Raw genomic sequence first — 24,193 nt, forward strand, 5'->3', positions numbered from 1 at the left:
GTTTAGTTCTAAAATTCAGGTTTACGAAAAAACCACTTCATAGCGCATTCCTCCCGCGTCGTGCCCGATCGGCACCATAAATACGTCCAGAAATTTGCCGCCGGGATGGATAATCCTGTAAATGCCCTGGTTACGGGGCCGGTGGTCGCCGGTGGTTTGAAGTTCAATCGAAAATGTCTTTCTTTCCAGCGGGCTGTAACCGTTCAATTCCGTTACGCCAGTCAACACGGCTTGTACGCTAAGGTTTTCTGCGAAATGGATTTCTACCGGCTGTTGCACAAAAGGGGTAAAATCTGCGGATGTGATCAGGCTTAAATCGTATGCTTCCATTCCATTAAATGATAAACTCCATTGGTTTCACTGATTGTTTTAAATCCAAGTCGGGTATACAGATTCTTGGCAGGATTGAAGCTCTCGACGTGGATCGTAAGCGGCCGATCGAGCTCGGCCGCTTTCCCGAAAAGATCTTCAAAAATTCCCCTGCCGATTCCCTGGTTGCGGTACTCCGGCAGGATACTGATGTCAATGATCCGCATACCCCGTCCCTGGTGGTCTTCCTGGAAGTAAAGCCTTCCGATCGTTTTGTTGTTCTTTTCAATGACCCAGAAGTCGGCACCGATATAGTTTTTCTGATAGTATTCATGCTGCGCCCGGAACTGGCTGGCCAGAAATTCCTTTTTCATAAGATCCGACCATTGCGGGACCCTTTCCATTTCTTTTTCCCTTGTACTGCCATAGATTTCAAGCAGTTTATCCATATCGGCGGCTTGAATGGGCCGCAGTTTCAGGTTGGGATCGGTAAGCTTTAACTTCATCAATAATCAGAAAAAAATAAACAATGTTACTCAGGGTCTTCCCTTAGCCTCTCGGCGGGAAAATGCCTTGCATCGCAATACAGAAATTGACCGTCAGATAAGGCATCATATTATTGTGCGGCAACGTTCCCCCCGCAACCACGAGCGTGGCCGGGAGCATAGTCACCTGCGGCGGGTTCGCGCCGGTTGAATACACATTGCCATTCTGCGAGACGCCAAAACAGGTGCCGTTAGGATCTCTCGAGTCCGCGATAACCCCCGCCGCGTTAAGGGAATGGGTGTGTACCGGTATCTCCGATGTTAGCAGCGTCACGGATTCCGTACCCGATTGCTCGCCAAGGGAACGGGGAGTCAGGCCCGGCCCGTCGCCCTGGTGCATTGGCGAGGAACCTTGCAGGTTAGGAAGCGCAAAGGTCGACTTGCCATCGCCGCCGTAAAAAGTTCCCAGCAATGAGAACAACGCGGTATTCTGGGAAATGGGCAGGAGTTGTCCATTGCAAAATGCCCACCCGGTAGGAGGGAAATTGAAAGGGAATATTCTTATCTCTGCTACGAATTGATCTGCCATATTGATTGAATGGGTTTTAAGGTTCTACAATTTCCGGTCGCCGCGCTTAGCCTTGCGACGGAAAGACGCCGAACAATGAAATGATAAAGCTGATACACAGATAAGGCTGCATATTCTCGTGTGGCTGGCTGCCTCCCACAGGACTCAGGGCTGACTTCATCGGTTCTGATGCGCTGTCCGCAATGAAGGCAGATGTCGAGCTGGATACCCCGATGACCGTGTTGTTCGGACTTGCGCTGTTGGCAACGTCGCCGGTCGCACGAAAGCCGTGCGTGTGGGCAGGAATCTGCTGGACAGTCAGTGTTTCACTTTCCGTTCCCGCTCGTTCACCGATTTGATAAGTAGTTCCGGATTTTCCCGTACCCATGTGCAGTGGAAGCCGCCCTTGCAGGTCCGGTAAGTTGAAAGTTTCCTGGCCATCGCCACCGTAAGTAGTGCCGATCAGTTGAAAAAGTACATCGTTTTCCGATATTGGAAGTGTTTGGCCGTTACAAAAAGCCCATCCGGCAGGCGCGAAACTGCCGGCGAACATTCTGATCTCTCCGACGTAAGGTTGTCCCATTTATTTAGAAAGTTTTGGGTTGATGGAAAATTGACTTCGCACTTAATTCCTGCTTGGGAAAATGCCTTGCAATGCGACAATGAAATTGAGCGTCAGGTAAGGTTGCATATTGTTATGCGGCTGACTCCCTCCCACGCTCGATACCGTACTCGCGTGCATCACCACTGGCGTATTCGACGTGTTGGAGTACAAATTGTTGGGCAACGTATTGGAAAGATAGTTGCCGGACGGGCTGTTTTTGTTGCCGGAATTGTTGTCGAAAGCAGTCACGAAATGCGTATGCTGCGGCATTTCCTGGTTAATAACCGTGTGGGCCTCCTGTCCGGCAGTCTCACCGATGTCGTGGCCGTTGCCAAAGTGAATAGGTACCCTGCCACGGAAATCCGGAAGGGCGAAGGTCGTCTGTCCGTTACCCCCGTAGACGGTTCCAAGCAATGCAAACAATGCCTGATTCTGGTTGATAGGGAGGAATTGTCCATTGGCAAGTGCCCAGCCTCTCGGCGCGAAATTGAAACTTACCATCCGGATCTCAGATAGAAATGGTTCAGCCATAAAATGAAATGGGTTAATTGATGGATAATGTAAAGTATTGACGTGCTCCGCCGGTTATCGGCAGTATTGATGAAGTGCAGTCAAAATCGGGTGTTGATGAGCAGTATTTGACGGAAAAGTATATATCCTGCTAGGAGGATACCCGTAAAATTGCAAAGGCAGCAGTGGGAGATGTAGAAGTTATTTTCATCGGGAGGTACGTACGGTTTAGGTTATGTAAAAATAGTACTTCAATATTAGTGATATATCACCATTTCGATGAAATAAATTACTTAACGGTCATAATTATTCTACGTATAATCATAGTTAAATAGCGGGATTTTAAATATTAGTTTATTGATAATGAATGCATTATAATTATCTAACGGAGTGAAAAATTATTTTTAGGCAAACTGGCGGATGTCATTTTTTCGTCGAAGTCACCAGCTCATTTTTTTGTTAGATTGTTCATGGCCTGGATATTAAGAATTGATAGCTGCCGGCTTTATGCAATGATCATACTTTGCTAACTCTGGTATTTCGATGAAACCTAACAGGCTCCTCATTTTGGCACTCCTCTGCTGTTCGCTCGCGGGAGTACGCGCACAACATTATGCAGTAAGTGAAAACAAACGCTTTTTACTCAAAGAAGGCAAGCCGTTTTTCTGGCTCGGCGACACCGCGTGGGAGCTTTTTCACCGCCTCGACCGCTCCGACGCCGATTATTACCTCCAAAAACGTGCGGAACAAGGTTTTACGGTCATCCAGGCCGTGGCGCTGGCCGAATTCGACGGATTGCAAGAGCCCAACCCGTATGGTGAGAAGCCACTGCTCAACAACGACCCGACCAAACCGAATGAGAACTATTTCAAACACGTCGACTACATTATCGACAAAGCCGCTACCTACGGCCTCACCATCGCATTCTTGCCGACCTGGGGCGACAAGGTTTTCAAGAATACCTGGGGCAAAGGGCCGGAGGTATTTAATGAAAACAATGCGAAAGTCTACGGAAAATGGCTCGGTAACCGCTACAAAGCCAAGCCGAACGTGATATGGGTGCTCGGCGGCGACCGTCAGCCCCGGAAAGACAGCCGCGACGTAGAAATATGGCGTGCCATGGCCGCCGGGATCGCGGAAGGCGTGGGCGGCCATGACAAGGCATTGATGACCTACCACCCGCAGCCCAATAAGGAAGGTTCCAGCGAGTGGTTTCACGACGACGAGTGGTTCGATTTCAATATGTTCCAGACCGGGCATTGCCGTGATACGCCCGTTTACGACAACATCCAGCGCTCCTACAACCGCACGCTTATCAAGCCGGTACTCGATGCGGAACCGGTTTATGAAGACCACCCGATCTGCTTCAATGTAAAGGAGAACGGCACTTCCAGCGCCTACGACGTGCGGAAATCGGCTTACCTCGATCTCTTTGCGGGCGCATTCGGGCACACGTACGGGTGCCACGACATCTGGCAGATGTACTCGCCAAACCGCGAGGCCGTGAATGGCCCTCACGTTTTCTGGCAGCAAGCCCTCGATTTGCCCGGTGCATTGGAAATGAAATACGTCCGCAAACTCCTCGAATCACGGCCGATACTGGACCGCGTGCCGGACCAGTCCATTGTCGTAGAGAATGCATTACCGGCAGCGGAGCGCGTGCAGGCTACGCGTGGGAAGGATTACATCTTTATATATACTGCTTCCGGAAAGCCATTCTCCGTGAACCCCGGTAAAATCTCCGGCGATAACCTCGAAGCATTCTGGTACGATCCGCGCAATGGCAAGGTGCGGGATGCGGGGAAATTTGATAATAAGTCCGTCAGCAAATTTGTCCCGCCCACCTCAGGCTACGGCCACGACTGGGTGCTGGTAGTGGACGATGCGGCGAAAGGGTACCAGAAACCTTAAAACAAGTCTGCAGCAGGCGAACTGATTGTGCCCTTTTGATAAATTGGTGGTTACATGTAGCGCGTTATTCACTGGATACCATAGCTTTGTGAATTGATTTTGGAACCGAACTGTAACAGTCATGAAAAGAAATTACCTGAAAGGATTTGTATGGGTGCACCTGCTTGCTGCGCTCTTGATATCATGCCCGGCAGCGGTTGCCCAAGCTGTATGGCTTCCGTACGGCTCGGGCAAATTAAACGGGACACTGGCCTGGCTTAAATGGGATGATATTCTCCCGGCCAATGGGCTCGTGGCCGGCCAAAGCATTACCCGCACGATACCTTTCGGCGACATGATCGTAACGGTAGTGATCGATGAAATCAGCTTTTCGGGTGCAGTAGAAGCGCCTGGGACCATTGCTACCACCAAACTTATCGGTTACAACACGGGCTCGAAAGCGACCGACGGGTTACAGACCCTTTATTCGTACCATCCCCTATATAACGAAGATCCGCCTATCTGCCTCGCGCCCAGGTTCGCAGGAGCGGGCTCGGGCCTGAAAGTTAATTTTCGTGTTACCGCCCATGCCGTTTTGCATGGCCAGGCCATGGACCTCAATATGTTCTTCGCTTCCAATGAGGATGGAAATGAAGTGGCGGGCGCTATCGACGATTACACGCAGGCGACAACCAATGGATCGGCATGGAAGCTGCTCACGCAGGTGGACTGGGAACTGGCGCATGGCTCCGATCTCGCAAAAGCGGTATTTACCAATGCGAACAAAACAGTGCGGGCGCACGTCGGAGGGCAAAATTCGGCAGTTTTCCAGACTATGAAGCCCGCGGCATCGGCAGCCTCACCATTACAGGCGAACATGGAAATGAACTGCGGCTCGGCATCTTCGGTTGCGTTGGGGTTCACGGTGTATTACGACACCGGGGATGGCGACCCAAGCTACGGCATGGCCATCAACAAGTTACCATTTAGTATCCAGGGAGGAGATCCGGTCGGAAGCACAGCCACGATCACCAATTACTTTAATTGGAATACTTCATCACCAGGCACGCCACGCATTTCCCCGGGAACAGTTCCGGAAGCATTTTTCAGCAAGCTGCGGGTTGGCCCATACGGTGGAGATGCAGACAGCTTCGGACCGACGTACGGGGGATTCGCGGACGAGTACAATGGCTACGACGAAGGTATTTGGCCCGTCAATATAGAAGAGGTATCTGTTTTCCCCATTGACGTCGCCTCCACATTTTCATATGAGGTGCCTGCATTTAAGAAATCCACAAACCCGGCTACTCCCGCCTACGTAATGGCCTGGATCGATTTCAACCAGGACGGTATTTTTAGCGCGTCGGAATATGCCGGTAATACGCTCTCGCCCGACAATTCACAGCAAAACCTTAGTTTCACCTGGAACCTTACGAATATTCCTTACGGTGCCGGGGAGACATACACCCGCGTAAGGATTTCCTATACCGAACCCGCAAGCCTAACGGACGACCCGGCCACGCTTCTCGACGAGCGAAGCATCGCCATATTGGGAGAAGGTGAAACCGAAGACCACCGCATCTGGCTCACCAAGGCGGATATGATCACCGGGAAGGTCTATAATGACGCAAACGGTTTAACAGACAGTTCGATCGGTGGAAACGGGACAAATGGTGGCAATCTGAAAGTCATCGCGGTAGGTAGCAATGGAAAAGTGTGGGCATTCGCGGAAGTGGACGCTGCGGGGAATTTTTCGTTACCAAATGTCTATAATGGTACCTACGAGTTGCGGCTTACGACCGCCAACGCCTATCTTACCCAGGTGGCGGGGAGCCCGTTGCTCGCGCAGGGCTGGGTAGCGGCCGGGGAAGGAAGCGGGATTTCCGGCGACGGCACAGCCGATGCGAATATTGTGGGAATCGTTGTGACCCTGGGCACGCCCGTTACGGATATTAATTTCGGCATTAACCGCAGGCCTGTCACCGATAACAAAACCTTTCTCGTGGCCGACGGCGATCTGACTTCGTCACCGGCGGGCGGGCCAGGGCTGAGCGGGTACCGGGGCATTCCTTTGAATAGCGCCTCGCTGACGGGCTATGCCTCCGGCGGCAGTCCCGCAGGAAGTGACGCCGAGGATTGCGCGGCAGCCGGTACCTGCAATGCGGGCAAGACATTTGTCATCGAAAGCATCAAGCCTAATTCCAAATTGTATTATAACAACCAGGAAATCTTGCCCGGCAATATGAATGCGACGATCGGCAATCTGGATGCGTCGAAACTCGTGCTGTATGCGCAGGTAGGGACAGGCGGTCCCGGCGATCCGGTTGGCTTCACCTATTCGTTGCAGGATGCCGCAGGGGTAAAAAGTGCCACGCCCGGTACTTTCAGCATCGCGGCCAATGCCCCTTTCCCGGTTAAACTCATTGATTTTACGGCGAAAACAGTTGAGCATGAGGTTCAGCTGGCCTGGTCGACGTCCGAGGAAACTGCAAGCAGCCATTTTGAAATACAACATAGCACCGACAGCCGAAATTGGGCGCCGCTAGGGACCGTTACTTCCCATCAAAACAGCGTTGTTACGAAGCATTATGATTTTGTACACCTCAATGTCGGCGCAGGAACCCATTTTTACCGGTTGAAAATGGTGGATCTCGACGGCAGCTTTACATTCAGCACGATCCGAAGCGTGGGCGCGACAACCGGTGATTTCAAATTGTATCCCAACCCGGCCGATGCATTTGTGCATATCTCCGGTCGCGAAGGCGATGAGGTGCGGGTTTACGACCTGAGCGGGCGGTTAAGGTTAAAAACCCGGGTATCCAATGGGCAGATCGGGTTGGCAGGGCTTGAAAGCGGGACCTATCTGATCACAACCGGTGAAAAGACGCCGAAAAACGCCGGGGAAAAGCTGGTTATCGTTCGGTAAAAAACTTTGTATATACATTCGAAATCCTCCTTGTCCGGAGGATTTCTTCTTTTACAGTAAGCCAAAAATGGCAAAGCCACATTGACACAAAGTCCTGACTACTAACACTCTAGAATCCTCTGCCATCGACTTAAGTCGACGGCAATAGGGAAAAATTGATTAAATTAGGATTAAGGAAATGGAGAATAGGATAGCTTAATGCTTTGTTATTTATAATTGTCCATGAGCTGCCCGCTGATATTAAAGCATTTTGAATGATGTTGAATTCCTGGTTTAAATATGGTTTGCTGGCCTCTGCCGCCGGGTTCATTTTAATGTCTTGTGACAAAAAGATCGATCTCCCCGACGATGTGGCGGCCGAAATGAACACCCTGGTGGCTCCCGTCGACTATACTTACGACGTGAAGCCGATCCTTTCGGACCGCTGCTTTGCCTGTCACGGGCCGGACGCCAACCACCAGAAGGCCAGCTTGCGCCTCGATATGGCCGAAGTGGCTTATAAAAAGGAGGCGGAAAGTGGTTTGAAAGCTATTAGGCCCGGCAAACCGGGGAGCAGCGAGCTCGTGCACCGCATCCTGTCGGCCGACCCCGACATTGTAATGCCTACGCCGGAGTCGCATTTATCGCTTAGCGCGCGGGAAAAGGCTATTCTGATCCGCTGGGTAGAAGAAGGCGCCGAGTACAAGCCGCATTGGGCATTTACCAAAGTGGAAAAACCTGCATTGCCGAGGGTGAAGAACGAGGCTTGGGTAAAGAACGATATCGACCGGTTTATCCTGAAAAAGCTGGAAGACAAGGACATCAAACCTTCGCCGGAAGCGACGAAAACGACATTATTACGTCGCGTTTCGCTCGACTTGACCGGCTTGCCGCCAACACCGGAAGAAGTGAGTGCCTTTTTGAACGACAAAGCCCCAAATGCGTACGAAAAAGCCGTTGACCGGCTGCTTGCATCGCCGCATTATGGCGAGCATATGGCTGTCCCCTGGCTCGATGCCGCGCGTTATGCGGATACGCACGGGTACCAGGACGACGGCCTGCGCACCGCCTGGCCGTTCCGTGATTGGGTGATCAATTCATTCAACAAAAACCAGCCTTACGACCAGTTCGTTACCTGGCAGCTGGCCGGCGATATGCTGCCGAACCCCACGCGTGACATGATGGTGGCTACGGCATTCAACCGGATGCACCAGCAGAGCCAGGAGGGAGGCATCATTCCCGAAGAGTACCGCTCGGCCTACGTTTCCGATCGCGTGGATACGTTTGGCAAGACATTCCTCGGCCTTACCGTCGAATGCGCCCGCTGCCACGACCACAAGTACGACCCGATCAGCCACAAGGATTACTACTCCTTATATGCGTTCTTCAATAACAATGACGAAAACGGCCAGATCCCGTACAACGGCGAGGCAAGCCCGGCCATTACGCTGCCGACGCCGGAGGCTGATGCCAAATTGAAATACATTCACGAAAATCTGGTAAAGGAGCGCACTGCCATGACTGCCAATGCGGCGGCTTATGAACGCAACTTCCAGCAATGGCTCGGCACCGCCCGCGCAGCACCCGAAAAAGCATTGCTGCCGGAGAAAACCGATTTGCTAGGCCATTTCACCTTCGACGAACCGACCGGCAAGGAGTTTGCGAACCTCGCCAATCCCAAGCACAAGGCCAATGCGGAGGGTGACGACAGCCTTTCCAATGTAGCTTCCCGCGATGGTCGTATTGGCAAGGCCCGTTACATCTTTGGAGAAAATGCGGTGAGCTTTGGCGACAAATTCGCCTTCTTCGAGCGTAACCAGCCATTTAGCATTAGCATATGGCTAAACCTGCATGATCCTGCGGTGAGCGGTTCGCTGCTGCACAAATCCAATGGCGTGATGAATGGTTACCGGGGCTGGAATGTGTTTCGCGAAAAAGATGGGCGTATTCGGTTGACGATCAGTCATGTGTGGCCGGAGAATGCCATTGAAATACAAACCATCGACAAGTTCCCGATGAACAAATGGACACAGCTGGGCTTTACTTACGATGGGTTGAGCAAGGCGGGAGGTTTGAAACTGTTCGTGAATGGTCAGCCGGTGAAAGTCGTTGTGCATAATGACCATTTGACCGAAAGCATTTTGTATGGGAAAAATAAAACGAACTGGTACGTCGACAGGCTGAATATTGGTCGGTTGTCGGATCAGCGGACTAAGAATTTCGAAGTAGACGAGTTCCGGATCTACACCCGGGCGATCAGTACTTTGGAAATGCAGGGTTTGTTTACGTTAAAAAATGAGTTGTTGACTGCACTGAAAATGCCGCCCGCCCAGCTCAAACCCTCGCAACTCGCTTCGCTAAAAGACTATTACCTCACGAATATCGATGCCGGCTACAAAAAGGAGCTGGCTGCAAGCCGTGCGCTGATCGGAGAGGAGACGGAGATTATGGACAAGCAGATCGACGTGATGGTGATGAAAGAGCGGAAATTCCCGCGCAAGACCTTCATACTCAATCGCGGAGCCTACGATGCGCCCGGAAAGCCGGTAACGATGGATACGCCGGATGCATTCTTTAAAATACCGAAAGAATACCCCCGCAACCGGCTTGGCCTCGCCAAATGGCTGGTGGATAAAGACCATCCGCTATTCACAAGGGTGACCGTGAACCGGTTCTGGATGATGTATTTTGGCAAAGGAATCGTGATTTCCAGCGACGATTACGGCAACCAGGGCGAACTGCCAACCCATCCTGCACTGCTCGACTACCTGGCCGCACGTTTCCGCGAGTCGGGTTGGAATGTGAAGGCCATGCAAAAGCTGATTGTCACGTCGGCTACCTACCGGCAGTCATCGAAAATCGAACGGAATGCACAGGACCTCGACCCGGATAACCGGCTTTATGCACGTGGCCCGAGCTACCGCATGAGCGCGGAGCAAATCCGCGACAATGCATTGGCGTCCAGCGGCTTGCTCACGCGCAGGGTAGGGGGCAAGAGCGCCTATCCGTACCAGCCCGCGGGCCTGTGGGAAGCGCTTGCTACGCGTAACGAGGTGACCTACAAGCAGCAGCACGGCGATTCGCTTTACCGCCGGAGCCTTTATACCATCTGGAAACGGAGCTCGCCGCCGCCGATGATGCTCAACTTTGACGCCGCCGAACGGCACTTTTGCATTACCAAACGGCAGAAAACCAGCACGCCGTTGCAGGCACTGGTGGTCATGAACGACCCGCAGTTCGTGGAAGCATCGCGGGTGCTGGCACAACATATGCTGAAAAACGGCCAGACCATCGACGAGCAGATCGACTACGCATTCACCGCATTGACGAGCCGCCTGCCCGATCCGAAGGAGAAAATAGTGCTGAAAGAACTTTATGACGAGGAATTGAATGATTTCAGGCATAATCCGAAACGGATGAAATCGATCCTGGCCGCGGGCGAGTACCCGCTCGATAAAACGCTGGACCCGGCGCAGTTGGCGGCCGGAACCATCGTGGCGAGTACGGTAATGAATTTTGATGAATTTTTGATCAAGCGATAAATATCAGCGCAATGAGCTTTTACAGAGAACTTGAAAACCATGTCCACGAGCAATTGAGCAGGCGTAATTTCCTCTCGAAAACGAGCCTTGGCCTGGGTGCGGCAGCAATGGCATCGCTTCTGAGTGCGGATAATTCATTGGCCAAAAAAGTAGGTGAAAAAGGCGCCGAAGCCGCCGGACTGCCCATCGGGCATCCGCATTTCGCGCCGAAAGCCAAACGGGTGATCTATTTGTTCCAAAGTGGCGCTCCGTCACAGCTGGAACTGTTTGATTATAAGCCCAAACTGGAAGAAATGTGGGGCAAAGACCTTCCCGAATCGGTGCGGAAGGGCCAGCGCCTGACGGGTATGACCGCCGGGCAGAGCAGTTTTCCGCTCGCGGCTTCGAAATATAAATTCAAGCAGTATGGTGATAATGATATGATGGTCAGTGAGTTGATGCCTTACACTTCGGGCATTGTGAATGATGTGACCTTCATTCGCTCGATGTTTACCGAGGCCATTAACCACGATCCGGCGGTTACGTTTTTCCAGACAGGCAGCCAGCAAGGCGGCCGCCCTTCCTGGGGTTCGTGGGTGAGCTATGGGTTGGGTTCCGACAACCAGAATATGCCTGCATTCGTGGTACTGCTCTCCAAAGGACGCGGCGGTGACCAGCCATTGTATGCCAAACTTTGGAGTAATGGTTTTTTGCCGTCCATTCACCAGGGCGTGGTGTTCCGTTCCGGCCCGGACCCGGTTTTTTACCTTAATAATCCCGAGGGAATCGACCGAACCAGTCGCAGACGCATGCTGAACTCGCTTGCTAAATTGCAGCAAGGCCAGTTTGAAAAACTGCTCGACCCGGAGATCAACTATCGGATGGCACAGTACGAAATGGCTTACCGGATGCAGACAGCCGTTCCCGAAACCATGGATATTTCGAAAGAACCCGACTACATTTTTGATATGTACGGCGAGGACTCACGCAAGCCGGGCACATTTGCCGCCAATTGCGTGCTGGCAAGGAAGCTGATCGAAAAGGATGTGAAATTCGTGCAGCTGTACCACCAGGGCTGGGACCAGCACGGTAACTTGCCGAACGACATTAAAATTATGGCCAAAAGTGTCGATCAGGCTTCGGCTGCATTGATCAATGACTTGAAACAGCGCGGACTGCTGGACGAAACGCTCGTAGTTTGGGGCGGCGAATTTGGTCGTGGGGCCTATTCACAAGGCAAATTGACCCACGATAATTATGGCCGTGACCACCACCCGCGCAGCTTTACGATCTGGATGGCCGGTGCGGGCGTGAAGAAAGGGTTCGTGTACGGGCAGACGGATGATTTTGGATACAATATCATCAAAGATCCTGTGCATGTGCACGATTTTCAGGCTACTGTGATGCATTTGATGGGTATCGATCATGAGCAGCTGGTGTTCAAGCACCAGGGACGGCGGTACCGGCTTACGGATGTGCACGGCAAAGTGGTGAAGCCGCTTTTGGTTTAACGTTTGAAATACTAAAAAAGCAAAACGGACGTCCGCAAAGACGTCCGTTTTACATTGCTATCAGCCGAAAATCCATTGAAATATCGCTTTCACTGCTGATCCGACATACCAGATCGAAAACAGCCAGAACACGGCGCCCATTCCTGCAAAAACGTAAACGAACAGGTAATTGCCTTTCAAATGGACATTGTCCGGGTCTTTCGGATCATAATATAATGTTACTTCTTCACCGATCTGATATTCCGGCGGGTTACGGCCTTCCGAGCTGTGGAAAACATGCGCGGTTCCATCCCTTTTAATATAGCGTATCGACGGCGCCAATGGATATTCGCGGGGTTTTAGCCGGTGCAAGTCGATCACAATCCCTTTGGTTTCGATCCCGTTTTCGATCAGGTTGCGGCTGTTGCGGTAGATCGAGAACGAGATAATTTCGAGAATGGCCCCGACTGTAAAGAATAGCAGCATGACTAATTCAAATACCGGTAACCCTTTGCTGGTTTCCATGATCTTGGGATGTTAAAGCCACCTGTAAATTTCCTGCAAACTGCCTTCGAATTCCCGTGGGGGCTTGTTCATCGAGTTAGCGAAGGGGTAACTGCCCCTTACGGCCTTGCCGGTACCTGCTTTCAGGTCCAGCACGAGATCACAATATTCGCGGCCGGGATATAAGCGCGTTTTGAGCTCGACGGTATGGTCGTCGAGCCATTTGGCCTCGTCACAGCTCCAAGTGGAGGGCATATCAAATATCATCTGGTTGTTTGAAAGCCGGATAATCGCAGGTTCGGTGATCCAGTGGCTCATGCGCACTTCGTAGGCACCAAAGCGGACGGTATAGGTATTTTTAGGAGAAGGAACTTCGTCGACCATCAGTTTTGAAGGTTAGGATCTGAATTTAATGTAAAGGCTCACGACGATCATGCCGAGGAAAAGAAAGATCGCCCCGAAAATCACGAGCATCATCCACAACGTACCTACCCCCGAATTGCGCGAATCGTTGTAGTCGATGGCGGCGCAAAATGCCGTAGCGACCGAAGTAATGCCGATCAAACCGGCGATGCCTATACGCAGCATCGACCATCCCAACCCGCTTTGCGACCAGTACATCGGCGCGAACGACAAAATGATCGCGGCGAAGAGCGTGTACCAGGCAATGCTTTCGAGCCGCACATTACCTGCCTCGGTGGGAGGCTGGTTTGGCGCCACCAGGAGCAGCGCCAGGCCGTACATCAGAAGCCAGGAAAGTTCAGGACCGAGTAGGAACGTAGTAATGCGGTTGGTGTTCATTGTCAGAACGGCTTATAATCCTTCACGTTCGCCTGCAAGTCGGCGAGTAATGCTTTGAGCTTGGTTTCGAGCTCAGCGGCCGCTGCTTTGTTCTCGTTTTTCTGGCTGAATGCTTCCAACGCTACCGCCCGGCCGCTTCCGTCCTGGAATTCCACATTGGCGAGTGAAGCGCGGTACTTGCGGTTGGCGCATTCGACGGAGAGCACGTAGGCAAATTTGTAAACGCCGCCCGCATTGTTTTCCGACCTCGGAATGGTGATGGTAATGTGGCCCTGCGTGACGAGGTCGCCGGTTTCCTTGTCGTCGACGAGCGTCTTGTTGTCGGGTGCCGACTGGCTCACCCACAGGCGTGCGCGCCGGAAAATGTCGATAAGGGAAACGCTGCCGCAATCGACGGTTTCGGTGTAGGCGATTTTACTGATCATAGCTGGTTGCGTAGAATGCGCGTGTGCGGTACCGATCATGCATGCGAGCACGACGATCAAAATGGATTTTGACATGACTATAAATTGGTTCGATTTTGAAAATGTGGTGCAAAATTGCGCATTTAGAAAAGAGGGCGCAAATAAAATGAGCCACCGGTAAATCAGCGTTTTTTATTGACCAACAATTAATTAGGTCAAAACCATTTAATAAAAAAAGCGGCTAAGTGCCGCTGCTAATTGTCTTTGCTGTACTTGTTCCGGTACTCGATGGGTGTGAGCCCCGTCACCTTTTTGAACACGTCCCTGAATGCCTTGGTATCGGTGTAGCCCACGTCGTACATCACTTCGGTGACATTCTTGCGGGATACTTCGAAACTCCGTTTGGCGGCCTCCACGCGCACGCGGCGCACGTATTCGTTGATGGTATTGTTGGTCGCATTCTTGAAACGCCGTTCGAAGCTTCTCCGGCTCACGCTCGCGATGTCTGCGAGCTCGATGATCGTCAGTTTTTCGGTGTAATTCTTTTCGATATAATCCTGCGCGGCAAGGATTCCGTCATCGTTATGGTTTTTCTGGCCTTTGAAAATCGTGAACGCACGCTGGTTATCGCGGTCGATATCGATGGCGAAGTATTTGGCGGCCAGGATCGCAATGTCGCGGCTGGTGTATTTTTCGAGAATGTATATTAAAAGGTTCCAGATGGAGTTGGCGCCGCCGCTGGAATAGACTTTGCCTTCGTCTGTGATAATGGTGCCGTCCACAACCTCTATTTGCGGATAAATTTCTTTAAACTCCTCATAATAAGCCCAGTGTGTGGAGCATTTCTTGCCATCCAGCAGCCCGGTAGCGCCCAGCAGGAATGCTCCGAGGCATAGCGAAGCGATTTCGGAACCCTTATCACGCATTTCCAGCATCCAGGGAATGGCGGGCCGGTCGAGCTCCACCGATTCGCGGAGGTTACCGCACAATGCCGGGATAATCACGAGGTCGGTTTTATTCACCTCACTCAGCAGCTTGTTGATGCGAATGGTGTATTCGCCATCCTGCGCTTTGATGTCATGGCTTAATCCTACGAATTCGACATCGAACTTGGCTTCTTTGCCCGAAGCCCTCAGAAAGTCGTTGGCGGTGTTGAAAAGCCGGTATGCAGGCGAAACGGCTTCGATGTAGGAACATTGGGGGACATATACCGAGATATGTTTCATGACGATTCTGGATTTAGAAGACGTAAAGATAGAAAAATATTCAGTTGGCATTTTTACCCCTTGGGATCGGCGTTTTTACACCCCTTTTATTTTGTTCAAACCCGCCAAATTTGTAATGTAGATCACCAGCAAACTAAAAACCACTTTTATCCGAACCATTCACCTTCAACAATCAAAACAATGAGCGAATTGTCAACCACACAAGGCATTACCCCATTCCTATGGTACAATGGCCAGGCAGAGGAAGCGATGAACCTGTACACCCGTATTTTCCCGAATTCGCGGATCAAAATGCTGAAACCTTGGGGCGAAGGAACCCATATGCCCGCCGACCAGGTAATGATGGGTGTTATCGAGATCAACGGGCTGACGCTGCACCTGTTCGATGCCGGGCCGATGTTCAAATTCACGGAAGCCGTTTCCTTTTTTGTTTCCTGCAAAGACCAGGAAGAAGTGGACCATTACTGGAATTCGCTCATTGCCGACGGCGGCGAAGAAAGCCAGTGCGGCTGGCTGAAAGACAAATTCGGCTTGTCGTGGCAGATCGTGCCGGAAATGCTCAACGAAAAGTTGGCTCACGGCGATCCGAAACGTGCGAGCCAGATGTTTGAGGCGGTGATGGGTATGCGCAAGCTGATCATCGCGGAAATGGAAGAAGCATACAACCGATAATCACAATATGGCCATATACCCCTTCCTTACTTTCAACGGCAATTGCAGGGAAGCCATGCGGTTTTACCAGTCGTGCTTCGGAGGCGAGCTGCAATTCACTTACCTGGGCGACACGCCCGGTGGAAAGCAGTTCCCGCTGGAAATCAGGCAGCTGGTGCTGCATGCAAGCCTGGAATCGGAGCACGTCCGGCTCTTTGCATCCGACCTGGGCGGTGAGGAAGGGGTAGCTGCGGGCAACAGCATTTCGCTTTGGATCAGCATCACGGTACCCGATCAGCTGAAATCGGTATTTCAGAAATTGGCGAAGGAAGGGGAAGTAACCGCGCCGCTCTCACCCGGTATCCTCAAAGGCCAATGGGCCACACTCACGGATCGTTACGCGGTACAGTGGATATTTTCGGCGGCTGGGGCGGGTTAATGATTGAATGATTGAATGATTGAATGATTGAATGAGTGAATAGTTTTTAATGTGAATTTTGATCAAAGTAATATTCAATGGATATTCACCGGTCGACGGACTGATATAATCATTTATTCAATCATTCAATCATTCGGTCATTCAATCATTAACTATTAGCCATCATGACGCAACAGGAGTACATCCGCATCCGCGGGGCGCGGGAAAATAATCTCAAAAATGTTTCACTGGATATTCCGAAACGCAAAATCACCATTTTTACGGGTGTTTCGGGATCGGGTAAATCTTCGATCGTTTTTGATACGATCGGTGCAGAGGCCCAGCGCCAGCTGAACGAGACTTTCAGCATGTTTATTCGCAACCGCTTGCCGCGGATCAGTCAGCCGGAGGCCGATGCGATTGAAAACCTATCCACTTCCATTGTCATCGACCAGAAGCGTCTTGGTGGCAATTCGCGCTCGACGATGGGCACGATTACCGATATTTCGGCGGTTCTGAGACTGCTTTTTTCAAGATTAGGGCAGCCACACGCAGGTTTTTCCAATGCATTCTCCTTCAACGACCCGGCCGGAATGTGCCCGGAGTGTAATGGTTTAGGCAAAAAAGTAGAAATAGACCTTGAAAAATTTCTCGACACCTCCAAATCGCTCAACGAAGGGGCGATCCTTTTCCCGGTTTTCGCGGTGGGTACGTGGTACTGGAAAGCGTATACGTTTTCGGGCATGCTCGATAACGATAAGAAGCTGGAAGATTATTCGGAGGAGGAAATGCATACGCTGCTGTACGGGAAAGGTACTTATGAGTCGAATTACAATGGCATGACGTTCGATACGAAATATGAAGGCCTGGTAGACAAGTTCAACCGTTTGTACATTCAAAAAGACAGCAGTGAAATTTCGGAGAAGACGGTCAAAAAAGTCGAGCGGTTTTTGAAAATGGGCGATTGTCCCGCGTGTAGGGGCGCACGCCTGAATGCGAAGGCGCTTGCGTGCCGCATTAACGGACTGAATATCGCCGAAATGTCGGCCATGGAAGTATCCGAGCTGGTCAAAATCATCCGCGAGATTCACGATCCGATTTCCAAACCGATGATAGACACGCTGACGGAGCGTTTGGAGCACCTGGTCGACATTGGCCTCGGCTACCTGAGCCTCGACCGCGAAACCGGTACATTGTCCGGCGGCGAATCGCAGCGGATCAAAATGGTGAAGCATTTGAACAGCAGCCTCATCGACATTACCTACATTTTCGACGAACCGAGCATTGGCCTGCACCCTCGCGACGTGCACCGGCTGAACGAACTTCTGCAAAAGCTGCGCGATAAAGGCAACACCATCCTGGTCGTCGAGCACGACCCGGACGTGATCCGCGTCGCCGACTACATTGTAGATGTGGGCCCGAAAGCCGGTAACGGCGGCGGCGAGGTGGTTTATTCAGGCGATTACAAAGGGCTTCTCGAAGCCAAAACACTCACCGGCCGGTTTATGAACCGGAATTTGAAGGTCAAATCCACATTCCGCCAGCCGACAGGTGCATTGAGAGTGAAGAATGCCAAACGGCATAACCTCAAAAATGTGTCGGTAGACATTCCTACCGGCGTTTTTACCGTGGTAACCGGCGTCGCAGGCTCGGGCAAGAGCTCGCTGATCAACGGCGTGTTCCTTTCGCAGCATCCCGAGGCGATCGTGATCGACCAGTCGGCTGTGGGTGCCTCTATCCGTTCCAACCCGGCGACTTACACCGGCATTATGGACGATATCCGTAAGCTTTTCGGGAAAACCAACAAGGTCAGCCCGTCGCTGTTCAGCTTCAATTCTAACGGTGCATGCCCTGAATGCCAGGGTTTGGGCTTCATATTTACGGATCTGGCGTTCCTCGAACCTGTGAAAACGGTTTGCGAAACCTGCGAAGGCAAGCGGTTCAGGCCGGAAGTTTTAGAATATAAAGTGAATGGCAAATCGATTACCGATGTGCTGGATATGCCTGTGGAGGAAGCATTGGCATTTTTCAAAACCAAAGACATTACCCACAAACTGACCGCCATGAACCAGGTAGGGCTCAACTACCTCACGCTCGGGCAGCCGCTGAGCACATTGTCGGGCGGGGAATGCCAGCGTATCAAGCTCGCCGGCGAACTGAACAAAAACGGCACCATTTACGTCATGGACGAGCCTACTACCGGCCTGCACATGTCCGACACCGGCCATTTGCTCGAAATCATCGACCACCTCGTCGACCAGGGCAACTCCGTGATCGTCATCGAACACAACACCGAAGTAATGAAGCACGCCGACTGGATCATCGACCTCGGCCCCGAGGGCGGACATAAGGGCGGCCAAGTCTTGTTCGAAGGCACACCTGCGGATTTGCTGAACTCGAAGGAATCGCTTACTGCCGGGTATTTGCGGGGTAATTGATGCGAGATAGCATTGTTGTTAGATCCCTGACGGGATTTTCGGAAGCGGTAATCGTCGGGTTTGCTACCAATGTTACGTCGCTAGCGCGACTCGCGTTGGTGAAAAAGTGCCGTTAGGCACGCAACATTGGTAGAAATGAGGCATTACAGATGATGATAAATGCCGTCAGGCATGTAACACCAAGCCAAACAAAACGATTTGGCCGGAACAGCCCCTAAAATGTCCCGTTTCCCCAACACCTCGGTTACATTCTGCAATTAGTTTTGCGAAACAACTCAATAGCAAACCATGGAAAAGATCGAGCATATCAACTACATCAAAGCCCCCATTACCCAGGTGTACGAGGCCCTAACTACGCAAAAAGGCCTCGGCAGCATCTGGACCACGGATTTGACGGTAGAAAACGAAGTCGGAGCCATCAGTGATTTCGGGTTTGGCGAAGACGACCGCGTGTTAATGCAGATCGTAGAACTTTGCGAAAACAAGCGCATCGAATGGCTCTGCACCCATTCCGACCCCGAATGGATCGGCACCGGCGTGTCGTTCGAGCTTTTTGAAAGGGAAAACGGTGTCACAGCCATTGTGTTAAAGCATTTCAACTGGCGCGAACTAACCGAGTTCTACCAATGGTGCAACTACAACTGGGCCATGTTCCTGCTTAGTTTGAAGGATTACTGCGAGAAAGGGAAGGGGTTGGCTTATCAGGAGCGGGAGTTTTAGACAGACTATCACACCTAAAACCCAACCCGCACGCCAATCCCGGCCTTCACAACTTCCCCGACACGCAGCGAACCTGCATTCAAAACGTAGCTGACGAGATACAGGTCGTTGGTGTTGAATTCGATGTAGGTGCTCAATGTGCGGATTCCGGCGGTTTTGGGGAGTTTGTAGGTGAGGGATGATTCGGTGGCCAGGTGCAGGCGGAAGGCGGGTTTCCACCAGTAGTAGTTGGGTGGGTAGCGGGAGGGGAGTTTGAAAAAATAGTCGTTTCCGAACTGGTAGCTGCCTTTGAACCCGATGTCCAGCGGGTTGATTTGTAAATGCGAGCCCGCCCTGATCCGTGCCGGCTGATAAAAGACAGCGCCCGAGAACAAATGCAGCGGCCCGCCTTTCGACGGGGGCACATAGCCGTATTGCAGGTTGGTGCGCAAGTGCCGGTTAAAGAACTCATACCCGGCGCCTACACCCATCCAGCCGTTGCTGCCTGCATATTGGATTTGTGCAAAATCAGGGGCGAGTTTCCGGACGGATTGGGCATGGCAAGTGCTGGCTGCTCCCATCGCGAGGAGCGCTGCCAGGGCGAATATTTGTTTCATGTCAGTAGTTGATGATGGATTTCAGGACTTTGCCGTTGACAATTTGAAGCAGGAGGAATGCACTTTGTTCGAAGGAAAAACTGGTCATGTAATGCACCTTGTCCCCAAATGGATAGAAATCCTGGTGCTGGTGAACGTGGCCATGCAGGGAGAGCAGCAGGTTGGGAGTGTTTTGCAGTAGCTCGGTATAAGGTTTGACCGACGCTGTGCCGAATTCGGATGCATTGAATGGCGGCACGTGCGAAACTGTCACGATGTATTTTGCTCCCTCGGAATTATTCAATTCATGGCCGAGCCAGCCGATATCCGGGATATTCTCGCCGGGTGCTTCCAGCCCGTTGGTATTGTGGGCGATGAATTTAATGCCTCCGTACACAAAGGAATAGTTCAGCGGCCCGAACATTTGCTGAAATATCTGCCTGCCGTTCGCCACCATGTCGTGGTTGCCGATAATGCCGAAATACGGAACGCGCAGCGCCGAAAGCCGCTTGTGCACCCATTTGAACTCCTGCAATATCCCGAAATCCGAAATATCACCGGCCAGCAGCACCAGATCGACGTTTTCCAGACTGTTAACCTTTTTTACAAACCGCTCTTGTTCATCATACCATCGCTGGGTGTCGCCTGCGAAAACGATGGTAACGGTGTCATCTTCTGCGTTTTGCCGTAGCCGCGCGAGGTTTTGCGCATTCAGGTTGGACGGGCTCGAATGGTCGAAGGATTGGTTGGGGCTGAATTCGAACTGGTCGCAGGACGTAATGAACGTCAGGAGCGTCAGGAAAATCAGGTATTGTTTAGCGTTCCGTAGCAGTTTGAGCAGGTTCGTTTTGTTCTTCATGGCGTTGATGGCTAGTTGGTTTCATTGGCTTTTTCAATTCTTTCGATTTCGCCTAGGACGGTTGTCAGCGGTGCCCGGCGGTTGATGAGGCTTTTCAGTTTATTGAGGCTATCGGCAGAAAACGCGCTTTTTCGATGCCGCAAAAGATGAAACAGGACGTCGCGGTCTTCCCACAATCTTCCTATTTCACGCATGGTATTCTGCGAAACAGGCATTTGCCGGGTGCCGTACCCGTGCCGCAGGTGCATTAGTTGCCAGCCGATTTGCATCCGGGTGCGGTGGTACTTCTGCTCCCACATGCCTTGCATGCGTGCGTCCTCCATTTTCCGTTGAAAGAGAAACAGGAATACGACGGCAGCGGACAAAGCGATGCCAGCCCACTTTTTTGTAGTGCGTGTCATGTTGCTTGATTATAATGAGTTGTATTTGTTAGAAAGCGAGTCCTAATGTGATATTCGTCCGGAAGTCGAAATTCGTTTCAGTACTTTTTAAATAATCCTGAAAATTATAAGAGGTGTTGCAATCGAAATAACCGTGGTTGAAAAGGCGAAGCTGGAAGCCTGCCATAGGGCCTACATTGATAATGTTGTCTTCCCTTCGCAAGTCATCAGGCGGAATGTCGCTGTGTTTGCCCTTGTAATAATAGTACTGGGTATTGATGCCTGCATACAGCCCCGACATTCCGTTCGTGCTCTTTCCTTTCAGTTGTTGCCTTTTTGTGAGGGCGTAATACCGCGGCTGAACGGCGAATGAGAGAACCTTTTCCCTCGAATACACCTGCATATAATCGCGATAATAGCCCCATAGCATATTACCGTATTTGATCTGGTTAAATCCATTGTTCATGGCTGCGTCAAGTTGAAAGTTAATGGAAGCCGGCCAGGTACCCAGTTTTTTTTCGAATGCTACACCTATTTTAACCCTGTTGAGGTAGTAACCGACCGTCAATTCCGGCAACCGTATTTTCCACTGGCTTCGTATTTGGGCATCGCAAAAAAGAATATCGCAAAGCGGGGCTCTTCGTGCGCGTTTCCAGTCACCAAATGCAAAACCCATGCTGAGTTGCGAGGCGAGCGACCAATTTTCGAGTATTCCGTAATAAAAGAACGGTGCATCCTGGTGCAATGCCAGCGCAAAATCCATAAACCCGAAGTTCAGAAAACGCCTTTGAAAACCGAACTTCAACCCGATCCGCCGGTCCATTTCATGGCGATTGGGAAGGTTGTAGAATGCGGCGATATAGTTGCCGCTGAAATTGTTGGCACTCTTTCCGGCCCTGATCCGTCGCCTCATGTCGATAAACCAACGCAATTGCCCGTCCAGTACGATATTTTGCCAGGGTAGCCACCGTTCGGTGTGCAGATTGGAATACGGCAAGTGTCCGGTTAATGCAATCGAAAACGCGGGCAGAAACTTGAATTCGTACCCAATTTGCAGCGAGCTGTTGTTCAGGATTTTATCGTCCTTTAATGGGAAAACCACGGATTGATAATACTGCGACAGCCCGATTTTGAACATATGCCGTGTCGGAACTTTGGTCATAAACACATTCTCATACCGGTCCAGAAAGCGCTGTTTGATCAGCGTGTCGCTTTCTTCGGAATACGATATGCTCACGGTGTCCTGCGCTTTGGCCGCGGAAATGGCACAAAGCAGCAGCAGTATCAGCACGCCTTTTTGCATTGATTTACAATAGGGATTAGGATAAATTAATGTAAATGTGCTGTCAAATAGGCGTCTGTGTGTTACGGTTTATTAAGGGAAGTTAGAGGTGAATTCAGAAATGAGGAGGGTTATTTTACTTTCATGACTAATAGTTAAGCACCCGTTTTATTTAATCGTGACCCTCCCGAACTCGGCGTTGATGTCGACGCTGGCGAGCTGGTTGCGGGAAAAAAAAGCTTCTTTGAAATCGGCCGTGTTACGTTTCCATTTGAAACCGTTCGGGAGTTTCATGGTAGCGTAGGCGCCGTTGATCGTGTAATCGAAATGCTGCCAATTCTTGGCCAGCAGCGTTACTTCGGCCTTTTTGGAATGGATTCCCAGGCTTGTGAGGCCTACCGTGGGGTATATTTCGACGTTGCCATAGGCCGCATCCACCCGCACGGCGCCGGCGATTCGTTCCAGGCGCACATTGGTATGGTCGCTCTCGAAGGTAAATGTGCCAGCGAGCTCCTGGCCCGAAAGTTCGCCGAATGAAGTTTGAAGGGCCCCTTTACCACTTAATCCAGTCAGGTTTGTTGTGCAGAAATCCGCTTTGAGGTTCAATTGGTTGGTGAGCCCGCGCAAGGTGATGGTACCGAACGAATTTTTGAGATCGACGGCGCATGACGGGGGCAAATGGATGGTATAGCGCGCTTTCAGGTTCGAAACCGGCTTGCTTTCTCCATCTTTTAATACAATATAATTACGCAGGAAATAATCCTTGCCGTTACGGTCGGCAATATACTGCAACTTGGAAAGGTCCTGCGTGGCCGTAGCGCGGTCGGGGTGGCGTGCGGAAAGCTCCATGATCACCGCGATGTCGGAATTATCCCAGGTCACGATCTCGATGTCGGCTTTCTCCGCGCTGATATACAACGTGCGCACGCTGGGCGCGCTCACAGTCTTTTCGATCCTTTTCGTGGCGACCTGCAATTTCCCCTGCGCATACGCGGGCAGATCCCCAAGCGCCCACGCAAGGAGCGCGAGCAGCGATAGTTTCCGGATACTTTTAAAATACATTTTCATTGCTCAGGTGCTTAAATCATTTTGGCCATTGCATTCAGAATGTCCGTTTTTTGTCTTTCAATTTCATTGTACTGCCTCAGTAGCTCCGGTTCTGTATTGTAATCGCCGATCGCCTGTACGAGCTGGTCGGAAGCGGAGCTGAGCCGTTCGTATTCCTGTTGCAAAGAGCGGTATTCGGTGCTGTTGCATACCAAAGTCTCCGTCTCGCAATACGTTTTAAGAAGCCGGTATTGCTGGTCGGTCTTCACGTCGGCGTCCATTTGCAATCGCTCGTCTACGGATTCCTGCGAGTAGGCAATGCGCTGCGGGCCGGTCGGAAGCATCAGCCACGCCACCCCGGCTGCCATCACGACAATTGCGGCGGCATAACCCCATTTCCAGCGCTGCTGCCGCACATTTTTCCGGTCGATCAGCTCCCAAAGCTTGTCATCGGGCTCGTAAGCCGGCATTTCGGTAAGTGCCTCGCGAAGCGGTTGCGCCAACAGGTTTTCGTTAATGCCATTCCACACTTCATCCGCCGGTTCGTAGGCCGGAAAGCGGCGGATCGCATTTTCAAGGTTGATATGGTTCTTTTCCATCTTAATC

Annotated in this window: 24 protein-coding genes; 8 read left to right on the forward strand and 16 right to left on the reverse strand. The window is 51.4% G+C overall.

The window, feature by feature from the left end:
* Window positions 1-21: 21 nt before the first annotated feature.
* From BLQ88_RS18645 to BLQ88_RS18665, 5 genes are read right to left on the reverse strand one after another with little or no spacing between them, the layout of a single operon-like run.
* The gene (locus tag BLQ88_RS18645; RefSeq protein WP_090153279.1) at window positions 22-330 is read right to left on the reverse strand and encodes a DUF6916 family protein; all 309 of its coding nucleotides are present in this window, start codon (window positions 328-330) and stop codon (window positions 22-24) included.
* Window positions 312-815 carry a GNAT family N-acetyltransferase gene (locus tag BLQ88_RS18650; RefSeq protein WP_090153281.1) on the reverse strand — a complete coding sequence of 168 codons (504 nt, stop codon included), beginning with the start codon at window positions 813-815 and terminating at the stop codon, window positions 312-314. Before BLQ88_RS18650 ends, BLQ88_RS18645 begins: the two co-directional genes overlap by 19 nt.
* A 43-nt stretch (window positions 816-858) precedes the next feature.
* Window positions 859-1,383, reverse strand: a complete 525-nt coding sequence (locus BLQ88_RS18655) for a phage tail protein (RefSeq protein ID WP_090153282.1) — start codon at window positions 1,381-1,383, stop codon at window positions 859-861.
* A 46-nt stretch (window positions 1,384-1,429) separates the two neighbouring features.
* Complete coding sequence (locus BLQ88_RS18660) at window positions 1,430-1,945, reverse strand: phage tail protein (protein WP_090153284.1); 516 nt, start codon at window positions 1,943-1,945, stop codon at window positions 1,430-1,432.
* A gap of 42 nt (window positions 1,946-1,987) precedes the next feature.
* Window positions 1,988-2,497 carry a phage tail protein gene (locus BLQ88_RS18665; RefSeq protein ID WP_090153286.1) on the reverse strand — a complete coding sequence of 170 codons (510 nt, stop codon included), beginning with the start codon at window positions 2,495-2,497 and terminating at the stop codon, window positions 1,988-1,990.
* 522 nt (window positions 2,498-3,019) lie between these two features.
* Here BLQ88_RS18665 and BLQ88_RS18670 point away from each other — a divergent pair.
* The 4 genes from BLQ88_RS18670 to BLQ88_RS18685 all read left to right on the forward strand — a co-directional run bounded on the left by BLQ88_RS18670 (window position 3,020) and on the right by BLQ88_RS18685 (window position 12,303).
* Complete coding sequence (locus BLQ88_RS18670; protein ID WP_090153288.1) at window positions 3,020-4,387, forward strand: glycoside hydrolase family 140 protein; 1,368 nt, start codon at window positions 3,020-3,022, stop codon at window positions 4,385-4,387.
* A gap of 121 nt (window positions 4,388-4,508) precedes the next feature.
* Complete coding sequence (locus BLQ88_RS18675; protein ID WP_090153290.1) at window positions 4,509-7,292, forward strand: CshA/CshB family fibrillar adhesin-related protein; 2,784 nt, start codon at window positions 4,509-4,511, stop codon at window positions 7,290-7,292.
* 254 nt (window positions 7,293-7,546) lie between these two features.
* Window positions 7,547-10,813: a DUF1553 domain-containing protein gene (locus BLQ88_RS18680; RefSeq protein ID WP_090153292.1), complete on the forward strand. Its 3,267-nt coding sequence runs from the start codon at window positions 7,547-7,549 to the stop codon at window positions 10,811-10,813.
* Between the two features lie 11 nt (window positions 10,814-10,824).
* Entirely contained in the window at window positions 10,825-12,303 is a 1,479-nt protein-coding gene (locus BLQ88_RS18685) for a DUF1501 domain-containing protein (protein ID WP_090153294.1), read from the forward strand.
* Window positions 12,304-12,363: 60 nt separating this feature from the next.
* Here BLQ88_RS18685 and BLQ88_RS18690 read toward each other — a convergent pair whose 3' ends face one another.
* From BLQ88_RS18690 to BLQ88_RS18710, 5 genes are all read right to left on the reverse strand, one after another.
* Complete coding sequence (locus BLQ88_RS18690) at window positions 12,364-12,807, reverse strand: DUF3592 domain-containing protein (protein ID WP_090153296.1); 444 nt, start codon at window positions 12,805-12,807, stop codon at window positions 12,364-12,366.
* 12 nt (window positions 12,808-12,819) lie between these two features.
* On the reverse strand, window positions 12,820-13,170 hold the full coding sequence (locus BLQ88_RS18695; RefSeq protein WP_090153298.1) for a hypothetical protein: 351 nt from the start codon (window positions 13,168-13,170) through the stop codon (window positions 12,820-12,822).
* Between the two features lie 12 nt (window positions 13,171-13,182).
* Window positions 13,183-13,587 carry a hypothetical protein gene (locus BLQ88_RS18700; protein ID WP_090153300.1) on the reverse strand — a complete coding sequence of 135 codons (405 nt, stop codon included), beginning with the start codon at window positions 13,585-13,587 and terminating at the stop codon, window positions 13,183-13,185.
* A 2-nt stretch (window positions 13,588-13,589) separates the two neighbouring features.
* On the reverse strand, window positions 13,590-14,087 hold the full coding sequence (locus tag BLQ88_RS18705) for a DUF4468 domain-containing protein (protein WP_090153302.1): 498 nt from the start codon (window positions 14,085-14,087) through the stop codon (window positions 13,590-13,592).
* Window positions 14,088-14,245: 158 nt separating this feature from the next.
* On the reverse strand, window positions 14,246-15,217 hold the full coding sequence (locus BLQ88_RS18710) for a GlxA family transcriptional regulator (protein ID WP_090153304.1): 972 nt from the start codon (window positions 15,215-15,217) through the stop codon (window positions 14,246-14,248).
* 180 nt (window positions 15,218-15,397) lie between these two features.
* On the opposite strand from BLQ88_RS18710, the gene BLQ88_RS18715 reads away from it, so the two are divergent.
* The 4 genes from BLQ88_RS18715 to BLQ88_RS18730 all read left to right on the forward strand — a co-directional run bounded on the left by BLQ88_RS18715 (window position 15,398) and on the right by BLQ88_RS18730 (window position 19,444).
* Window positions 15,398-15,889, forward strand: coding sequence for a VOC family protein (locus tag BLQ88_RS18715; RefSeq protein ID WP_090153306.1), 492 nt, complete (start codon window positions 15,398-15,400; stop codon window positions 15,887-15,889).
* A gap of 7 nt (window positions 15,890-15,896) precedes the next feature.
* Window positions 15,897-16,307: a VOC family protein gene (locus tag BLQ88_RS18720; protein WP_090153307.1), complete on the forward strand. Its 411-nt coding sequence runs from the start codon at window positions 15,897-15,899 to the stop codon at window positions 16,305-16,307.
* A gap of 164 nt (window positions 16,308-16,471) precedes the next feature.
* Window positions 16,472-18,724, forward strand: a complete 2,253-nt coding sequence (locus BLQ88_RS18725) for an ATP-binding cassette domain-containing protein (protein WP_090153309.1) — start codon at window positions 16,472-16,474, stop codon at window positions 18,722-18,724.
* Between the two features lie 288 nt (window positions 18,725-19,012).
* Complete coding sequence (locus BLQ88_RS18730; protein ID WP_090153311.1) at window positions 19,013-19,444, forward strand: SRPBCC family protein; 432 nt, start codon at window positions 19,013-19,015, stop codon at window positions 19,442-19,444.
* 14 nt (window positions 19,445-19,458) lie between these two features.
* Here the strand turns inward: BLQ88_RS18730 and BLQ88_RS18735 are convergent, their stop codons facing one another.
* The 6 genes from BLQ88_RS18735 to BLQ88_RS18760 all read right to left on the reverse strand — a co-directional run bounded on the left by BLQ88_RS18735 (window position 19,459) and on the right by BLQ88_RS18760 (window position 24,186).
* The gene (locus tag BLQ88_RS18735; protein ID WP_090153313.1) at window positions 19,459-20,040 is read right to left on the reverse strand and encodes a hypothetical protein; all 582 of its coding nucleotides are present in this window, start codon (window positions 20,038-20,040) and stop codon (window positions 19,459-19,461) included.
* 1 nt (window position 20,041) lies between these two features.
* Entirely contained in the window at window positions 20,042-20,878 is an 837-nt protein-coding gene (locus BLQ88_RS18740; protein WP_090153315.1) for a metallophosphoesterase family protein, read from the reverse strand.
* Between the two features lie 11 nt (window positions 20,879-20,889).
* Window positions 20,890-21,279: a hypothetical protein gene (locus BLQ88_RS18745; RefSeq protein ID WP_090153316.1), complete on the reverse strand. Its 390-nt coding sequence runs from the start codon at window positions 21,277-21,279 to the stop codon at window positions 20,890-20,892.
* 28 nt (window positions 21,280-21,307) lie between these two features.
* A complete protein-coding gene (locus BLQ88_RS18750; protein ID WP_090153320.1) occupies window positions 21,308-22,561 on the reverse strand; it encodes a hypothetical protein in 1,254 nt (417 codons plus the stop codon).
* A 147-nt stretch (window positions 22,562-22,708) separates the two neighbouring features.
* A complete protein-coding gene (locus BLQ88_RS18755) occupies window positions 22,709-23,608 on the reverse strand; it encodes a DUF4097 family beta strand repeat-containing protein (protein WP_090153323.1) in 900 nt (299 codons plus the stop codon).
* Window positions 23,609-23,619: 11 nt separating this feature from the next.
* A complete protein-coding gene (locus BLQ88_RS18760) occupies window positions 23,620-24,186 on the reverse strand; it encodes a hypothetical protein (protein WP_090153325.1) in 567 nt (188 codons plus the stop codon).
* Window positions 24,187-24,193 lie beyond the last annotated feature (7 nt).

It is taken from the genome of Dyadobacter soli (genome assembly GCF_900101885.1).
GTDB classification, from domain to species: domain Bacteria; phylum Bacteroidota; class Bacteroidia; order Cytophagales; family Spirosomataceae; genus Dyadobacter; species Dyadobacter soli.

What these genes read in the sequence shown, in the direction of transcription:
- BLQ88_RS18645 (WP_090153279.1), bottom strand. Translation starts at nt 330, where the DNA reads ATGGAAGCATACGATTTAAGCCTGATCACATCCGCAGATTTTACCCCT.
- BLQ88_RS18650 (WP_090153281.1), bottom strand. Translation starts at nt 815, where the DNA reads ATGAAGTTAAAGCTTACCGATCCCAACCTGAAACTGCGGCCCATTCAA.
- BLQ88_RS18655 (WP_090153282.1), bottom strand. Translation starts at nt 1,383, where the DNA reads ATGGCAGATCAATTCGTAGCAGAGATAAGAATATTCCCTTTCAATTTC.
- BLQ88_RS18660 (WP_090153284.1), bottom strand. Translation starts at nt 1,945, where the DNA reads ATGGGACAACCTTACGTCGGAGAGATCAGAATGTTCGCCGGCAGTTTC.
- BLQ88_RS18665 (WP_090153286.1), bottom strand. Translation starts at nt 2,497, where the DNA reads ATGGCTGAACCATTTCTATCTGAGATCCGGATGGTAAGTTTCAATTTC.
- BLQ88_RS18670 (WP_090153288.1), top strand. Translation starts at nt 3,020, where the DNA reads ATGAAACCTAACAGGCTCCTCATTTTGGCACTCCTCTGCTGTTCGCTC.
- BLQ88_RS18675 (WP_090153290.1), top strand. Translation starts at nt 4,509, where the DNA reads ATGAAAAGAAATTACCTGAAAGGATTTGTATGGGTGCACCTGCTTGCT.
- BLQ88_RS18680 (WP_090153292.1), top strand. Translation starts at nt 7,547, where the DNA reads ATGATGTTGAATTCCTGGTTTAAATATGGTTTGCTGGCCTCTGCCGCC.
- BLQ88_RS18685 (WP_090153294.1), top strand. Translation starts at nt 10,825, where the DNA reads ATGAGCTTTTACAGAGAACTTGAAAACCATGTCCACGAGCAATTGAGC.
- BLQ88_RS18690 (WP_090153296.1), bottom strand. Translation starts at nt 12,807, where the DNA reads ATGGAAACCAGCAAAGGGTTACCGGTATTTGAATTAGTCATGCTGCTA.
- BLQ88_RS18695 (WP_090153298.1), bottom strand. Translation starts at nt 13,170, where the DNA reads ATGGTCGACGAAGTTCCTTCTCCTAAAAATACCTATACCGTCCGCTTT.
- BLQ88_RS18700 (WP_090153300.1), bottom strand. Translation starts at nt 13,587, where the DNA reads ATGAACACCAACCGCATTACTACGTTCCTACTCGGTCCTGAACTTTCC.
- BLQ88_RS18705 (WP_090153302.1), bottom strand. Translation starts at nt 14,087, where the DNA reads ATGTCAAAATCCATTTTGATCGTCGTGCTCGCATGCATGATCGGTACC.
- BLQ88_RS18710 (WP_090153304.1), bottom strand. Translation starts at nt 15,217, where the DNA reads ATGAAACATATCTCGGTATATGTCCCCCAATGTTCCTACATCGAAGCC.
- BLQ88_RS18715 (WP_090153306.1), top strand. Translation starts at nt 15,398, where the DNA reads ATGAGCGAATTGTCAACCACACAAGGCATTACCCCATTCCTATGGTAC.
- BLQ88_RS18720 (WP_090153307.1), top strand. Translation starts at nt 15,897, where the DNA reads ATGGCCATATACCCCTTCCTTACTTTCAACGGCAATTGCAGGGAAGCC.
- BLQ88_RS18725 (WP_090153309.1), top strand. Translation starts at nt 16,472, where the DNA reads ATGACGCAACAGGAGTACATCCGCATCCGCGGGGCGCGGGAAAATAAT.
- BLQ88_RS18730 (WP_090153311.1), top strand. Translation starts at nt 19,013, where the DNA reads ATGGAAAAGATCGAGCATATCAACTACATCAAAGCCCCCATTACCCAG.
- BLQ88_RS18735 (WP_090153313.1), bottom strand. Translation starts at nt 20,040, where the DNA reads ATGAAACAAATATTCGCCCTGGCAGCGCTCCTCGCGATGGGAGCAGCC.
- BLQ88_RS18740 (WP_090153315.1), bottom strand. Translation starts at nt 20,878, where the DNA reads ATGAAGAACAAAACGAACCTGCTCAAACTGCTACGGAACGCTAAACAA.
- BLQ88_RS18745 (WP_090153316.1), bottom strand. Translation starts at nt 21,279, where the DNA reads ATGACACGCACTACAAAAAAGTGGGCTGGCATCGCTTTGTCCGCTGCC.
- BLQ88_RS18750 (WP_090153320.1), bottom strand. Translation starts at nt 22,561, where the DNA reads ATGCAAAAAGGCGTGCTGATACTGCTGCTGCTTTGTGCCATTTCCGCG.
- BLQ88_RS18755 (WP_090153323.1), bottom strand. Translation starts at nt 23,608, where the DNA reads ATGAAAATGTATTTTAAAAGTATCCGGAAACTATCGCTGCTCGCGCTC.
- BLQ88_RS18760 (WP_090153325.1), bottom strand. Translation starts at nt 24,186, where the DNA reads ATGGAAAAGAACCATATCAACCTTGAAAATGCGATCCGCCGCTTTCCG.